This is a genomic window from Acinetobacter sp. WCHAc060025, assembly GCF_004209355.1.
In the GTDB taxonomy this organism is placed as follows: Bacteria; Pseudomonadota; Gammaproteobacteria; order Pseudomonadales; family Moraxellaceae; genus Acinetobacter; species Acinetobacter wuhouensis.
Genome location: NZ_SGSX01000001.1, coordinates 224,827 through 240,233, shown reverse-complemented (window position 1 = coordinate 240,233; position 15,407 = coordinate 224,827). Strand labels below are relative to the sequence as shown.

Genomic DNA, 15,407 nt, shown 5'->3' with positions numbered 1-15,407 from the left:
TTTGACGAAAGTCACTGCATATTAGATTGCTCAGGAGGGTTAATCAATGCCTATTACCGTACATGCTAAAACTTCAATAGAGAATCAAGAAGTTCGCGAGCAGCTTGAGCGATTATATGACACCAGTCCCGAATTTGGGGATGGTAAAGATGCCATAGAACAACTTGAGCAAAACTTAACACATTATACCCTACTTTATGTCGCAGAATTTAATACCAAAGTAATAGGTGCATTATGGTGTACGGGACAGGGAGAAAGCAAAGTTTTAGAAAACATTGTGGTTCATCCTGCAAACCGTGGACGTGGTGTTGCTGAACGCTTAGTAGAAGAAGTTTGTCGAATTGAAGAAGAGAAAGGTGTGAAAACATTTGAGCCTGGCTGTGGAGCAATCCACCGTTGTTTGGCACATTTGGGTAAAATTTAATTGATTTACTCAAACTGATGTTTTTAAGCAGTCTAAATAGGCTGCTTTTTTTATCATTGGATAACAGGATTGTTGAAAATAAACACAGAAAATCGTTGTATTTAAAATAAATTCGCTACTTTTGCTTTAAAAATAAACTATTGATCATTTTAAAGGAGTTCTATGCTTGACGACAAAAGCATTAAATTGTTTAATACGCCCCATCGGCGTGATAGCTCAGTAGGTAGAGCAACGGATTGAAAATCCGTGTGTCCCCAGTTCGATCCTGGGTCTCGCCACCATATTTAAAAAATTTTCAAGATTTCAATCCCTGATCCCATCAGGGATTTTTTTTTGGGTAAAAAACACCCACTCGAATCAAGTTGCGTAAAAAAGTCATGATTTATATTGACTATTGCACTGAGATACGGCTTAATACACCGCATCGGCGTGATAGCTCAGTAGGTAGAGCAACGGATTGAAAATCCGTGTGTCCCCAGTTCGATCCTGGGTCTCGCCACCATATTCAAAAAACCTCAAACATTGTTTGGGGTTTTTTATTGCCTGTTTTTTAAGATCAGATAAAGCCGTGGATCAGCGAATAAGCTTTGATGAGGTAAATGGATTGTCTTACAAAATAGGTTATTGAACTTTGTGAATGTCGTAAAATATAATCTTATTCAGAACAATAGATAGCTATAAAAACAATGAAAGATTTATTTTCATCGGGTAGTCAGCTTTATCAGCAAGCTCGACCCAGTTATCCGCCAGAAGTTATTCAGGAAATTTTAAATCATGTTCCTGCACGTGGTTTTGCGTGGGATTGTGGTGCGGGCTCTGGACAATTCACTCAGCTTTTAGCCCCTTATTTTGATCATATTGTTGCAACAGATATTAGTGCGCAACAATTACAACATGCACCATATTTTGACAATGTCAGCTATCAAGTTCAAGCTTCGGAAAAAACCACATTTCCTGCACTAGGATTTGACTTGATTACGGTTGCGCAAGCGATTCATTGGTTTGATTTTGATGCATTTTATCGTGAAGTCTGCCGTACTTTAAAACCCGATGGTGTTTTAGCGGTCATCGGCTATGGTTTGATTCAAGTTGAAAATCAAGCAGTCAATGCTTTGGTTCAAAGGTTATATTGTGAGCAACTTAATGGTTATTGGGATGCTGAACGTCGCTTTATCGATGAAGAATATCAGACCATTCCCTTCCCATTTGAAGAAATACAGATCCCTGCATTTAAAATGCAGTATCAATGGACAGCAGCACAATTATTGAAATATTTATCGACATGGTCAGCGGTGAAACATTATTGTGAGAAAAATCCAAGTCTGGATCATCCTTTGGTGGCATTGGCTGAAGTGTTGACAGAAGCGCATGAGGATTTGATTTTAGAATTTCCGGTTTTCCTCAGAGTAGGAAAACTGAAGCAAGTGAAGAAAAGACGCTTTATGAAAAAATAGAATAAGTATCGAATTTTATCTTGGATTACAAGATATATGATTAACAATATACTTACTTATATATTATTTTTAAGTAAAGTAAATTATGAACGCCTCACATAAAAAATTACCTCTGACTTTATTGATCTCCTTATTAAGTACGACTTCATTTGCAACGACAGGTTATTTTATGCATGGCTATGGTGTCAAAGCACAAGGCAATGCAGGAACCTCAATCGCACAATTCCAGGATGCTTTGACCATTGCCAACAACCCTGCTGGTTTGAGTTGGATCGGTAGTCGTGTTGATGTTGGGGCAACTGTGTTTTCACCAGATCGTTCAGCACAAATCAGTGGCAATCAAATGCCACAAGGCTATCCCAATACCAATGGCTCATATGATGGCAATGGACGTAAATACTTTGTTTTGCCTGAAGTGGCTTTGAATCATCAAATCAATGATCAGGTTGCTTTAGGTTTGGCTATTTATGGCAATGGTGGGATGAATACGGGCTATAAGAATAACCCCTTTGCAGCATTTGGTAATTCAGGTACTGCCGGTGTAGATTTAACACAAGTCTTTATTTCTCCTGCAGTGTCTTGGAAATATGTAGAGAATCAATCAGTTGGTATCGCCACCAATATTCTTTATCAACGTTTTGAGGCACGAGGAATTTCAGGATTTTCTGGTTATTCGGCAGATGGTTCAAATCTTAGTAATCGTGGCAAAGACTCTGCCACTGGAATTGGCGCACGCATTGGCTGGGCGGGCAACTTTTTTGATGATCGTTTGACCTTAGGTGTGAATTATTCTTCAAAAATTAATGCCGATCGCTTTGAAAAGTATCAAGGTTTATTTGCAGAGCAGGGTGACTTTGATGTACCTGAAAGTTATGGCATTGGTGCGGCTGTTAAAGTAACGCCTAAATTAACCCTTGCTGCAGATGTGCAACGCATCAATTATTCGGATGTAAATGCGGTGGGGAATAGATTTGACGTCGCTCAGTTAAAACAAGGGCATGCTTTTGGTGCAGATCAAGGTCCAGGTTTTGGTTGGGAAGATATCAATGTTTATAAATTGGGTGTGAGCTATCAAGCACATCCGAAACTGACCTTAAGGGCAGGTTATAGTCACAATGATCAGCCGATCCCATCTAGTGAAGCATTCTTAAATATTCTTGCACCAGGTGTGATTCAAGATCATCTGAGTGTCGGGGCAACTTATCATATTGATCTGCATCAAGAACTCAGTGTGGCTTATACTCATGCATTAGAGGATGAGGTCACAGGTCGGATTTCCCCTGCCTTTGGTGGTGGCGAATCTAAGTTGAAAATGAGTCAGGACATTCTCGGTGTATCTTATGGGTATAAATTCTAAAATTTAGCGCTGTTCTATTTTAACGACTTCACAGAAAGGTCAGTGTTCACTGACCTTTTTAATCCTGAATCAATCGTTTGCCTAGGCAGACAACTTCTATTTCTTCATAGCCCAATTGCTCGTAGAAGCTCTGTACGTCGATATTATCCTTACGGATGAGAAGTTGTAGCTTTGGACAGCCAAGTGCGATTAAGCGCTTCTCCAGTTGCTGTATCAGTGCAGTCGCCACACCATTGCGCTGTGCATGCGGATGTACAGCAAGATAATTGACCCAACCACGATGCCCATCATAGCCACCCATGACGGAAGCAATCAATTGATCATCTTTGACTGCCAGTAAAAATAAGCCATCTTTTTGCGCAACTTTTCTAAAAATATCAATTTCAGGGTTATTCCAAGGGCGGGTTAGATCACAAATTTCCCAGAGTGCAATGACATCATCTATGTCTGTTTCTTGAAATTGTTTAATGATAAACATCGCTTTTTATCTCTTGTTTTAAAAGAATGTTTACAACAGATTAATATAAAAATGCAGTCATGATAAGTTTATTTTTTAGCCAGATTTTAAATATTGGCTCGGGTCAAATTTATGCTGTGGAATGTATTTTAAAAGTTGAACAATTTTTGAATAGTGATTTTTTATTCAATAAAAATATGCATAATGGTGAAAGATAATTTAAAACAAGAAAAGGATTTTTACGTGAATCAACAGGAATTTGATTACATTATTATTGGTGGTGGTAGCTCAGGCTGTGTATTGGCAGGGCGACTCTCAGAAAATCCATCTGTATCTGTGTGTTTGCTTGAAGCGGGTGGCGCAGGAGATGGTTGGAAAGTCGAAGTGCCTTGTGCAGCGGTGATTAGCATTCCCACTAAAATCAATAACTGGGCATTTGAAACTGTTCCACAACGTGGTTTAAATGGTCGTAAAGGCTATCAACCGCGTGGTAAATGCTTAGGTGGTTCATCTGCAATCAATGCCATGGTCTATATCCGAGGACATCGTCAAGACTATGATGATTGGGCTGCACTGGGCAATGAAGGTTGGTCTTATGATGGGGTACTACCTTATTTTATCAAATCAGAAAAAAACGAAAGAATAAAAGATCAATATCATGGCAATGATGGGCCACTCTCCGTGATTGATCTACATAGTGATAATCCACTCCAAGAAAAATACATCGCTGCGGCAAAAGAGCAAGGCTATAAAATTCTTGATGATTTTAATGGTGCTGAACAAGAAGGTTTAGGCGTTTACCAAGTTACACATATCAATGGTGAGCGTTGTAGTTCAGCGCGTGCTTATTTATTTCCACATCGTGAACGTAAAAACCTAACGATAGAAACCCATGCGCAAACCCATCGTATTTTGATTGAAAATGGCGTGGCTGTCGGTGTGGAGTACAAACAGAATGGGCAACTCAAACAGATCCGTGCGCGCCGTGAGGTTTTATTAAGTGCAGGCGCAATGCAGTCACCGCAAATCTTAATGCTATCAGGTGTGGGTGATCAGCAAGAGTTGATGCAACATGGCATCGAAGTGAAGAAGCATCTGCCTGGTGTGGGTAAGAATTTTCATGATCATCCAGATTTTATTTTTGCTTATAAGGTCAGTGAAATTCAGGGCACATTTGGTTTATCTATTGCGGGCTCAATTGATTTATTCAAGCAGATTGGGCGCTATCGTAAGGAGCGCCGTGGTTTAATCACCACCAATTTTGCAGAATGTGGTGGCTTTATTAAAAGCTCTGATGAGCAAACCGTACCAAACCTACAATTGCATTTTGTAGTGGCATTAGTCGATAACCATGCACGTACAATGCATACGGGACATGGTATTTCATGTCATGTTTGTCTGCTCAATCCGAAAAGTCGTGGCACCATTAAAATCAGTGGACCAAGTATTGATGATCCATTGCTGATAGATCCTGATTTTTATGGTGATGAATCTGATCTTGAGGAAATGGTTAAAGGGTTTAAACTGACCCAAAAGTTAATGGAATCGAATGCTTTTAAAAGCATGATTAAAGAAGATTTATTTACATCTAATATTCAAACGGACGAAGAGATTCGCCAAATATTACGAGATCGTTCAGATACAGTTTATCACCCTGTTGGCAGTTGTAAGATGGGTGTAGATGATATGGCTGTGGTTGATCCGCGTTTATGTGTCTATGGGATTAAAAATCTACGTGTCGTGGATGCGTCGATTATGCCAAAAGTAGTCAATGGGAATACCAATGCGCCTGCAATCATGATTGCTGAAAAGGCAGTTGATATGATTCGTGAGGATCAGGCGAGTGTAGCGTTTATTGAGAAGAAAGAGAAAGAGGGTGTTGCTTAGTTTAAAAAATCACTTATTAATCAATCAGTATTGGACATTCTCCCCTCATCCTAACCTTCTTCCACTACGTCTTGCACTTCAACAAAGCAATGCTTTGTTTCGCTCAGGGAGAAGGGACTTTCAGTGTGAATTAATATCAATTCAAAATCATTCTTAATCAATAAGTATTGAAGTTCTCTCTCCCTTTGGGAGAGAGTTAGAGAGAGGGGATTTTAAATTTCGCCCTCATCCTCTTGTGAGGTTTTACTTCTCATTCCTGAGCCATATATGGTGCAAGAGAAGGAAATTCCAATGTGAATTACTATTAATTCAAAATCATTTTAATCACTGATGTTACTCACTTTAAAAACAATGCACCTTTTAAACTGTTTTAGAGCACGATTCGGCGGAGTCGTACATCAAAAGTTTTGATTTAGGGATTAGCCTTCGGCTCGACCGCACTTTTGTTTCGGCAAAATGAGAAGCGAAGCTTCGCAAGAAAACCAACTTGCGGAGCGTTGCTCCTCACCGCAAAACTCGTCAGCTACCATCTTTTGATTGATATATCGCAGAAACATTAGCTTATAGATGTAGTCCTGCCTCAAACACGTTGCGGATGACGTTATCGCGTATCCACTGTTTATCTAAGTGCAATTCACGATTTTGATGTTACTGCGTAACATCAGTTAATCAATATTCTCAGATATAAAAAAACGCCCTTACGGGCGTTTCTTATTTTTACAACAGATTTAAAATCTTATGCAGATTTCTTCTCTTGAGCTTGTGCAGTCAACATGTGACCAGTTTCTTCAAAGTTAGAGTGCCAAGAAAGCGCTTCACGAAGAATATGAGGTGTTTGACCGCCTTTCTCACATGCACGATCAAAGTAATCGTTCAATGCATCACGGTACATTGGGTGTGCACAGTTGTCGATGATTGCACGAGCACGTTCACGCGGTGCAAGACCACGTAAGTCAGCAAGACCTTGTTCAGTTACAAGGATGTCAACATCGTGTTCAGCATGGTCAACGTGAGAAGCAAATGGAACAACAGAAGAAATGTCGCCGCCTTTCGCGATTGATTTCGTTACGAAGATTGCAAGGTGCGCATTACGTGCGAAGTCACCTGAACCACCGATACCATTCATCATTTTTGTACCACATACGTGAGTAGAGTTTACGTTGCCGTAAATATCGAACTCAAGTGCAGTGTTGATGCCGATGATGCCTAAACGACGAACCAATTCAGGATGGTTTGAAATTTCTTGTGGACGTAATACAAGTTTGTCTTTGTATTGTTCAAGGTTGTTAAATACTTTTTCGCCATATTTAGCAGAAAGTGTAATTGAAGAACCTGAAGCAAACTTCATTTTACCCGCATCGATCAATTCGAATGTACAGTCTTGAAGTACTTCTGAATACATGACTAAGTCTTCAAAGTTAGATTCTTTAAGACCTGTGAGTACTGCATTTGCAATCGAACCAATACCTGCTTGTAAAGGACCTAAGTCTTTTGGTAAACGACCTTCTGCAACTTCTTTTTCAAAGAACGCGATTAAGTGGTTTGCAATACCTTGAGTTTCATCATCCGCATCAGCAACGGTAGATGGAGAGTCATGCAATTCGCTGTTGATTACGATACCGACAATTTTAGCAGGATCGATATTGATTGCAGGTGTACCAATACGCTCATCCACTTTAGTCAATGGAATTGGTTGACGTGTTGGACGGTAAGTAGGGATATAAATATCGTGTAAGCCTTCGAAAGCAGGGCTTAAGTTAGTGTTGATTTCTACAATCACTTTTTCAGCAAAAATTGCAAAGCTGGCAGAGTTACCGACTGAAGTTGTTGGAATGATGCCACCATCTTCAGTGATCGCAACAGCTTCAATCACAGCTACATCAGGTTTTTTCAACTGAAGGTTACGCATTTGTTCAACAGTTTCAGACAAATGTTGGTCAATGAACATCACTTCGCCTTTGTTGATGGCTTTACGTAAAGTGTTGTCCACTTGGAAAGGTAAGCGACGAGCAAGTACACCCGCTTCAGTCAATTTTTTGTCAAGATCATTACCTAGACTTGCACCTGTGATTAATGTGATTTTTAACGGATTTTTTTCCGCTTGTGCTACCAATGCCAAAGGTACAGCTTTCGCTTCACCTGCACGGGTAAAACCACTCATCCCAACAGTCATGCCATCTTGGATAAAGGTAGCAGCTTGTTCTGCGCTCATCACTTTGTTGTGGAGTGATGCTAAACGAATACGATCTAAAGACATGGTTTACGCTCAATTCTTGTTCAAAACTAGACGGATTGTACCGCCCTAAATGTAAATTGTGCATGCCTCTAATGCTAAGGTCTAATTTTTTCAGTAAATGTGGGTATAAAATTTTGTGATGGTTTTTAAGCTATTATTTATTAACAAAATAATAGTGGCTGTTTGATAAATAAACAAATTTAAATGTTGCTTTATTGAGCGATCATTAGAAATGATCACTCAAAGTTTGTTTGATTTTTTGGATCGGATTTGTAGGTGTTGATTCTTCCTCAATTTTTATATGAAGTGGAAGAGAAATAACAGCTTGTAGTCCACCTTCTGGGCGGTTAGAAATTGACAATTCACCTTGGTGAATATCGACAATTCGCTTCACAATCGCTAAACCTAAACCACTGCCTTGTACAGTTCGTGCTGCATTTCCGCGTACAAAGGGCTGCATTAAATCTTCGATTTGATCTTCGGGAATACCTTCACCATGGTCAGCTACACAGATTTTAATGTGCTCATCTTCAACAAAAGCACTCAATTCAATCGGTTCTGAACCATATCGTTTAGAATTGTTAATTAAATTACCAATCAAACGCTTTAAAGAAAGTGAGCGAGCAGTAATAGTCGGGAGTTCTTGTGGAGTGAAACGAATATCCAAAGGCTTAAATTGGATTATGAGCTCTTGTAACAATACATTGATATTGGTGTCCTGTACCTCTTCATCTGAACCATCACGCATATAGGAAATAAACTGGCTGAGAATCGCGTCCATATCATCGACATCATAAATCATGCCTTCTTTGAGGAAGTCATCATCCGCCATCATTTCAGCACTTAAACGGATCCGAGTGAGTGGTGTACGCAAGTCATGTGAAATCCCTGCGAGCATAATTTGGCGATCACGTTCAGTTTGTTCAAGTGTATAAACCATGTGGTTAAATGCTTGGTTTACTTCACGAATTTCCTGAGGTCCATGATTGGTTTCGAGGTAGGGAGCTTTACCTGTTTTACTATAACTATTGGCTGCATTTTGCAGGCGGAGTAAAGGGCGATTGAGTTGGCGTACAAGCGTCAGAATGATGGCTGCTGAGATGAAGGGAACACCCAATAACCACGCTAAAATCAATTCAGGGCTATAGTCTGCATAGGTTTTCAGTGGTTCACGTACCCAATTACCATTCATTTCAGGGGTTTGCACCCAAATGCGCGGGCTCGGTTTAAACTGGAAGTAGACGGTGACATTTTTGATATCAAGTTCTTTGGTCAATTGTTTTTCAATGCGACGGGTGAAAAAGTCTGCAATGATTTTCTCTTTAACATTGGGATAATCTTTGGGATCGGTAACATACTCAACCCCAACGCGTTGTCTCAGCCATTCATCAATATCTAATTGTTTTTCATCATGATAAATTTGCAAACGTGGGTTGTTGATCATTTCCAACTCAACCGCTAGAAAGCGTGCATGTTGTTGAATTTCTGGTAAATAGAGTGTTTTCCAAAAAAACCACAATGACATAAATAAGCTGAAGAACACCACAAATAAAACCAATACTGTGGTACGCATGGCTGCAGAACGAGGTTTGATTTTGTCAAGAAAGCGTTCCCAAGGGGTACGTTTTCTTTCCTGATATGCTTCAAAGTCTGTAAATGCTTGCGGGTCAATGGGTTCTAATTTCACAGATGAATCCTAATATTTGGTATATCGTGTGATTGGATGTTTTTTAGTTTAATGGATGATCGGGATATAGCAATATCAAAATATTGATCTACATTGTTTTGTTGTTATGCTTATTTTCAAATATTCCTTTGAATATTTCACGTTAAAAAATACTGGCCATACTCCAGTCAGAATATGCCAGTATTTTTAAAACAGATTCATTTTATAGAATCATGCCAATGCTTATTCAGCACCATCTGGAACGAATACATAACCTACACCCCAAACAGTTTGGATGTAGCGTGCACGCGCAGGATTTTCTTCGATCAAACGACGTAAACGAGAGACTTGAACGTCAATTGAGCGCTCCATCGCACCCCATTCACGACCACGTGCAAGATTCATAAGTTTGTCGCGAGTCAATGGTTCACGCGGGTGTTGTACCAATGCTTTTAGAACCGCAAATTCACCTGTGGTCAACGTCACCACTTGACCTTCACGGGTCAAGGTACGTGTTGAGAGATCTAAAGACCAAGGGCCAAATGACACCACTTCCACGTTTTGGCTTGGTGCGCCAGGCACTTCACGAACTTGACGACGCAGTACTGCGCGGATACGTGCCAATAACTCATTAGGATTGAACGGTTTTGGTAAATAATCATCCGCACCGGCTTCTAGCCCTGCAATACGATCAGAGTCGCTACCACGAGCGGTGAGCATGATCACAGGTGTATCAATATTCGATGAACGTAAACGTCGGCAAATGCTTAAACCGTCTTCTACGGGCAACATGAAGTCTAAAACGATCAGTGAAAATAGTTCACGTTGTAATAGACGATCCATTTGAGTGGCATCATGGGCTGTTTTGACCACAAAACCTTTGTCTTCCAAGAAGCGCTGCAAAAGGGTACGTAAACGCACATCATCATCGACGACTAAAATGCGTTCGACACGGTCAGTTTCGTTTTGTACGACATCTGTATTTTCAGCAGGTACAACTAAACTCATGATGCACTCCCTTAATGTTGTAAATTATAAATATTCGTTAATCTCAGTATACTGCCTAAGCTCTTGTTAAGACTATGTATCAAATTGCTCAAAAATACAATTTTCATGCGGTTTTGAAACCAAAAAACAACATCTACAAAGAAATGATAAAAATTTGAGACAATTCTATGGTTATAAATAAAAAACTATACCATTTGCAAATGAAACTTTGATGTATTTAGACAATAAGTTTTTGTTTAGGTAGATATATTCGTCATTGCTGTTATCAGAAATATTTGAACAATGGATTGTGGGGTTCACAGCCAACTGGAGGTATTTCTGTTGCTACAAAAGCAAAGGTCAAAATCTGCTCGTAGTAATCAATATGGAGGTACTTTTATGTTTATTCAAGCGTATGTATATGGAGAAATCAAAAATCTATTTTCCAATTTAAAATTGACAATATTGAAAAATATTTGGCTACAGCACATATAAAAGTGCAAAAACTGATCTTAGAAAAACTATTTTACAAAGCTGTTTGAATGGTACTGATGAGTGCGAAATCGGGGTTTGTGTGATTAAAAACCAATAAAAATGAACTTTAATCACTTTTTTCATTGCTAATTTGCAAAACAATTGTGGATTTTATGGTCTTGGTCTTTATAATCACTAACTTTTAGTCCTTATATCCTTGTGGAATTAAACACGATGACTGACTTAGTTCAGCAGTTGGCAAGTGAGCTTGCCGTACGTCCAAACCAAGTAGAAGCTGCCATTAAACTGATAGATGAAGGCTCTAGTGTTCCATTTATTGCACGTTACCGTAAAGAAGTAACGCAAGGCTTAGACGACATCCAATTACGCCAACTTGATACACGCTTAGTTTATTTACGTGATTTATTTGAACGCCGTGAAAAAGTAATCGAATCATTAAAAGAACAAAATAAGCTCTCTGATGACTTACTGGCTCGTGTCAATGGCGCTGAAACAAAAAATGCATTAGAAGAACTTTACGCGCCGTATCGCCCAAAACGTACCAGTAAGTCGTTTAAAGCCAAAGAAGCGGGCTTAGGGCCGATTGCAGAAAAAATCATTGCTGAACAAGTTGATCCAACTGAAGCATTGGCTGGTTTTAGTCATGAAGATTACGCCGATGTTGAAAGCCAGTTGGATGCGATTCAACACATCATTATTGATGATTGGGCGCAAAATATTCCGTTGACCACAGATTTAAAAGCAACATTTGCCAAAACAGCGGTGTTAAAAAGCTTAGTGGCTTCAGATGAGAAAAAAGAAGTCGGTAAGAAATTCCGTGACTACTTCGATTTCTCTGAAAACCTCAATAAAGTTCCATCACATCGTTTATTGGCGATGTTACGTGGTCGCCAAGAAAATGTATTGGGTTTAAAAGTGGATGGTGAAGATGAAGCACCATTGATTCGCATTGAAACTGAATATGATCTTGAAACAGTTGAACCACAAGCACGTCGTGATTTCTTAAAACAAACTGCAAAATTATTCTGGCTCGGTAAAGTTCGTCCAACGATTGAACATTCTTTATTGACAGAAAAGCGTCTTACAGCTGAATCAGAAGCAATGGATGTTTTTGCTGAAAACTTACGTCATTTGTTACTTTCAGCACCAGCGGGTTCACGTACCACGCTCGGTGTGGATCCTGGTATCCGTACAGGTGTGAAATTGGCTGTAGTGTCAAATTCAGGTGATGTGCTCGCGCATAGCACGATTTATCCATTTGCACCGAAAGAAGACAAAGAAGGTTCAATTGCTGAACTTGCACGTCTTTGTCGTGAATTCAATGTGGATTTAATTGCCATTGGTAATGGTACTGCAAGCCGTGAAACTGAAGCAGTTATCGCTGAAATGATGGCAGCCAATGCTGATCTTACATTAACACGTGTTTCTGTATCTGAAGCAGGTGCATCTGTTTATTCTGCATCAGAATTGGCTTCTGCTGAACTGCCTGAGTTAGATGTTGCGATTCGTGGTGCGGTTTCGATTGCACGTCGTTTACAAGATCCATTAGCGGAGCTTGTGAAAATTGATCCTAAATCAATTGGTGTAGGTCAATATCAACACGATGTAAACCAAACCAATTTGGCGAAAACGCTTGATGCAGTGGTTGAAGACTGTGTGAACGCGGTGGGTGTTGATGTGAATACGGCATCTCCTGCAATCTTGGGTTATATCGCGGGTTTGAATAAATCAATCGCACAACAAATAGTTGATTACCGTAAAGAAAATGGTCGTTTTGATAATCGTCAAGCTTTGAAAAATGTGCCTCGTTTAGGTGAGCGTACATTCGAACAAGCGGCAGGTTTCTTACGTATTCAAGATGGTTCAGAGCCTTTAGATGCGTCTTCTGTACATCCTGAATCTTATGGTTTAGTGAATAGCATTGTTGCTGCAAAAGCAACGACAGTAAAAGACATCATTGGTAATACTGAAATTATTCGCCAAGTCAAAGCGGAAGAGTTTGTGAATGATCAATTTGGTCTTCCGACTGTTCAAGACGTATTGAGCGAACTTGAAAAACCAGGTCGTGATCCACGTCCTGAGTTCCGTACTGCGAAGTTCCGTGAAGACATCACAGAAGTCGGGCAGCTTACTGAAGGTTTGCAACTTGAAGGTGTGATTACCAATGTGACTAACTTTGGTGCATTCGTCGATGTGGGTGTACATCAAGACGGATTAATCCATATTTCTGAACTTGCGAACGAGTTTGTATCTGATCCACATAAAGTGGTGAAACCTGGTCAAATTGTTCAAGTGCGCGTGTTAACTGTTGATGCTGAACGTAATCGTGTGAATTTGTCGATGCGTCCAGAAGGTTCTGAAGCGCCTGCAAAAGCACCACGTCAAAAGCGTGAGTTCAATAACAATGAACAACGTGGTGAACGTAAGCCTCAAGGCAAACGTCCTCAAGGTGATCATCCACAGCATAATCGCCATGACAATAAGGACAAAGCACCTCGTCATGACAAGAAGCCACAGTCTGCTAAACCTCAAGAAAATAAAATCGGTGGTTTAGGTGCATTATTGCTACAAGCAGGGATTAAAGGTTCGAAGTAATCTTTGATTTAAAATAAAAAAACCGCCGGAAGGCGGTTTTTTTATTGCAGCAGTAATCTTACCAATGCTCACCTGGGAACAAGCGTGCATAAGCACGTTGTACTAAATTCAACTTTTGTTGTTCGCCGACAGATGCAGTTGAGCTTGGGAATAAGTTAAAACCAATCGACATCAGTTTATTGTTAATACCAGGTGCGATTGAATAAGTAATCGAAGCCAAACGACCTAAATTCGTCGCAACTTTCTTCGGACGTTTTACGATAGCATACGCAACCAAATCAGCCGCTTGTTCAGGGGAAAGCGTTGGTACATATTTATAAATTTTGGTTGGTGCAATCATTGGTGTACGAACCAAAGGCATATATACAGAAGTGATCGCAATCTTGTGAGAATGAACTTCCGCAGATAAACAACGGCTAAACGCATCTAAAGCAGCTTTTGAAGCTACATAAGCAGAGAAACGGGTTGCATTTGCCAAAACACCAATTGAACTGATGTTGATGATATGACCATCTTTACGCCCCATCATTTGCGGTAAAATATTCAATACCAAACGTACAGCACCGAAATAGTTCAATTGCATGGTACGCTCAAAATCATGGAAACGATCAACAGATTCATGTACAGCACGACGGATTGAACGCCCCGCATTATTAATTAAAATATCAATATGATCGACAGATGCAATGATTTGCTTAGAGACTTCATCAATTGCATTCATATCATTCAAATCACACGGGAAAATATCCGCTTGACCGCCTTCAGCTTGGATCTCAGCTTGTACTTCTTTGAGTGTTTCTTCAGTACGAGATACTAAAAGAACGTGTGCGCCAGCTGCCGCTAGTTTTTTTGCAACGGTTAAACCAATACCACTAGAAGCACCTGTGATAAGTGCGACTTTACCTTGAACCTTTTGCTGAAAAAGTTGCTCTAATTTTTGATTCATAGCTGTTTCCCTGATTAACTGAAATGAATATGTGCTGTATTTGTTGTTTCAAGCTGACCATGCATTGTATAAAATATGATCATATTTGTTGGGCGCAATAATATACAAAAAAATTAAAAATACTAGTGTTAAGTATCTGAATTTACAAAATATTTTTAGAGTAAATACTCTATTTATTTTTAACTAATTCAGTGATTTTTATCATATAACTGAGCCAGTTTAAAGTTAAATAATAGAAGTTCTGGACGGAAAATAGACAGTTAAATTTATGTGGATATAAAAAGAACAGAGAAACAAAAAAACAGAGCTCTAATGAACTCTGTTTGTCGAAAAATTAGAATTTATCATTAGGATTTATGAAAAGGCGAGTTCGTCATAAACTTTTCTAAGTTGTTCTTGTGCTGAGATATGACCTTGATGTGCCGCTTGTTCAAGCCATTTTTCAGCATGACTATAACTACGATCTAAACCAAGTTGACCATTTAAATAACTGAGACCCATTTTATATTGAGCTTCTTGATCTCCACGTAATGCAGCTCGAAGATAACACCACATCGCATTACGATTGGTGATTTCATCCAAACTTAGATTTTGATCTTCAAAATGATGGGCTTGGGCTTTTTCGAGTGCAGCTTCGGAAGCATTTTGTTCAAATGCTTGGCGAGATGTTGAATCTCCTAAAAAACGGTTAAAAATATGTACCAACATATAAAACCTCCTTGCTAATCCATTAACAAAGTAAAAAGAGATTGCTAATCAGAAAAAATTGATTAGATATAATTAATTTAGCTTATTTTTTAAACTTTGCAAATAATATAATGTAATTTGTCAATTGCATTTTTTACGTATTGATGAATAAACATATTTTTTAACAATTTATTTGTGAAAATCTTAGAATATAGT

11 protein-coding genes and 2 tRNA genes are annotated in these 15,407 nt (G+C 39.2%); 7 read left to right on the top strand and 6 right to left on the bottom strand.

Annotated features, from left to right (window positions below):
• Nucleotides 1-46 precede the first annotated feature (46 nt).
• From EXE09_RS01130 to EXE09_RS01110, 5 genes are all read left to right on the top strand, one after another.
• Nucleotides 47-424: a GNAT family N-acetyltransferase gene (locus EXE09_RS01130; RefSeq protein ID WP_068975027.1), complete on the top strand. Its 378-nt coding sequence runs from the start codon at nt 47-49 to the stop codon at nt 422-424.
• Nucleotides 425-629: 205 nt separating this feature from the next.
• A tRNA-Phe gene (locus EXE09_RS01125) sits at nt 630-705 on the top strand.
• 145 nt (nt 706-850) lie between these two features.
• A tRNA-Phe gene (locus tag EXE09_RS01120) sits at nt 851-926 on the top strand.
• Between the two features lie 184 nt (nt 927-1,110).
• Nucleotides 1,111-1,878: a class I SAM-dependent methyltransferase gene (locus EXE09_RS01115; RefSeq protein ID WP_130116057.1), complete on the top strand. Its 768-nt coding sequence runs from the start codon at nt 1,111-1,113 to the stop codon at nt 1,876-1,878.
• An 85-nt stretch (nt 1,879-1,963) separates the two neighbouring features.
• The gene (locus tag EXE09_RS01110) at nt 1,964-3,235 is read left to right on the top strand and encodes an OmpP1/FadL family transporter (RefSeq protein WP_130116056.1); all 1,272 of its coding nucleotides are present in this window, start codon (nt 1,964-1,966) and stop codon (nt 3,233-3,235) included.
• A 58-nt stretch (nt 3,236-3,293) separates the two neighbouring features.
• Here the strand turns inward: EXE09_RS01110 and EXE09_RS01105 are convergent, their stop codons facing one another.
• On the bottom strand, nt 3,294-3,713 hold the full coding sequence (locus tag EXE09_RS01105) for a GNAT family acetyltransferase (RefSeq protein ID WP_087552795.1): 420 nt from the start codon (nt 3,711-3,713) through the stop codon (nt 3,294-3,296).
• A gap of 222 nt (nt 3,714-3,935) precedes the next feature.
• Here EXE09_RS01105 and EXE09_RS01100 point away from each other — a divergent pair, with 222 nt between their 5' ends.
• Nucleotides 3,936-5,579: a GMC family oxidoreductase gene (locus EXE09_RS01100; RefSeq protein ID WP_130116055.1), complete on the top strand. Its 1,644-nt coding sequence runs from the start codon at nt 3,936-3,938 to the stop codon at nt 5,577-5,579.
• Between the two features lie 736 nt (nt 5,580-6,315).
• Here the strand turns inward: EXE09_RS01100 and EXE09_RS01095 are convergent.
• The 3 genes from EXE09_RS01095 to ompR all read right to left on the bottom strand — a co-directional run bounded on the left by EXE09_RS01095 (nt 6,316) and on the right by ompR (nt 10,489).
• On the bottom strand, nt 6,316-7,836 hold the full coding sequence (locus EXE09_RS01095) for an acetyl-CoA hydrolase/transferase family protein (protein ID WP_068975032.1): 1,521 nt from the start codon (nt 7,834-7,836) through the stop codon (nt 6,316-6,318).
• Nucleotides 7,837-8,041: 205 nt separating this feature from the next.
• Nucleotides 8,042-9,502 (bottom strand): ATP-binding protein, encoded by a 1,461-nt coding sequence (locus EXE09_RS01090; protein WP_068975033.1) that lies wholly within the window; start codon nt 9,500-9,502, stop codon nt 8,042-8,044.
• Nucleotides 9,503-9,724: 222 nt separating this feature from the next.
• Complete coding sequence (ompR, locus tag EXE09_RS01085) at nt 9,725-10,489, bottom strand: two-component system response regulator OmpR (RefSeq protein ID WP_068975034.1); 765 nt, start codon at nt 10,487-10,489, stop codon at nt 9,725-9,727.
• 687 nt (nt 10,490-11,176) lie between these two features.
• Between ompR and EXE09_RS01080 the strand changes: the two genes are divergently transcribed.
• A complete protein-coding gene (locus EXE09_RS01080) occupies nt 11,177-13,558 on the top strand; it encodes a Tex family protein (protein ID WP_130116054.1) in 2,382 nt (793 codons plus the stop codon).
• 58 nt (nt 13,559-13,616) lie between these two features.
• On the opposite strand, the gene EXE09_RS01075 is transcribed toward EXE09_RS01080, so the two are convergent.
• Complete coding sequence (locus tag EXE09_RS01075; RefSeq protein WP_068975036.1) at nt 13,617-14,504, bottom strand: SDR family NAD(P)-dependent oxidoreductase; 888 nt, start codon at nt 14,502-14,504, stop codon at nt 13,617-13,619.
• A gap of 354 nt (nt 14,505-14,858) precedes the next feature.
• A complete protein-coding gene (locus tag EXE09_RS01070) occupies nt 14,859-15,212 on the bottom strand; it encodes an SEL1-like repeat protein (protein WP_068975037.1) in 354 nt (117 codons plus the stop codon).
• Nucleotides 15,213-15,407: the final 195 nt, after the last annotated feature.

What these genes read in the sequence shown, in the direction of transcription:
- EXE09_RS01110 (WP_130116056.1), top strand. Translation starts at nt 1,964, where the DNA reads ATGAACGCCTCACATAAAAAATTACCTCTGACTTTATTGATCTCCTTA.
- EXE09_RS01070 (WP_068975037.1), bottom strand. Translation starts at nt 15,212, where the DNA reads ATGTTGGTACATATTTTTAACCGTTTTTTAGGAGATTCAACATCTCGC.
- EXE09_RS01130 (WP_068975027.1), top strand. Translation starts at nt 47, where the DNA reads ATGCCTATTACCGTACATGCTAAAACTTCAATAGAGAATCAAGAAGTT.
- EXE09_RS01075 (WP_068975036.1), bottom strand. Translation starts at nt 14,504, where the DNA reads ATGAATCAAAAATTAGAGCAACTTTTTCAGCAAAAGGTTCAAGGTAAA.
- EXE09_RS01095 (WP_068975032.1), bottom strand. Translation starts at nt 7,836, where the DNA reads ATGTCTTTAGATCGTATTCGTTTAGCATCACTCCACAACAAAGTGATG.
- EXE09_RS01115 (WP_130116057.1), top strand. Translation starts at nt 1,111, where the DNA reads ATGAAAGATTTATTTTCATCGGGTAGTCAGCTTTATCAGCAAGCTCGA.
- EXE09_RS01080 (WP_130116054.1), top strand. Translation starts at nt 11,177, where the DNA reads ATGACTGACTTAGTTCAGCAGTTGGCAAGTGAGCTTGCCGTACGTCCA.
- ompR (WP_068975034.1), bottom strand. Translation starts at nt 10,489, where the DNA reads ATGAGTTTAGTTGTACCTGCTGAAAATACAGATGTCGTACAAAACGAA.
- EXE09_RS01105 (WP_087552795.1), bottom strand. Translation starts at nt 3,713, where the DNA reads ATGTTTATCATTAAACAATTTCAAGAAACAGACATAGATGATGTCATT.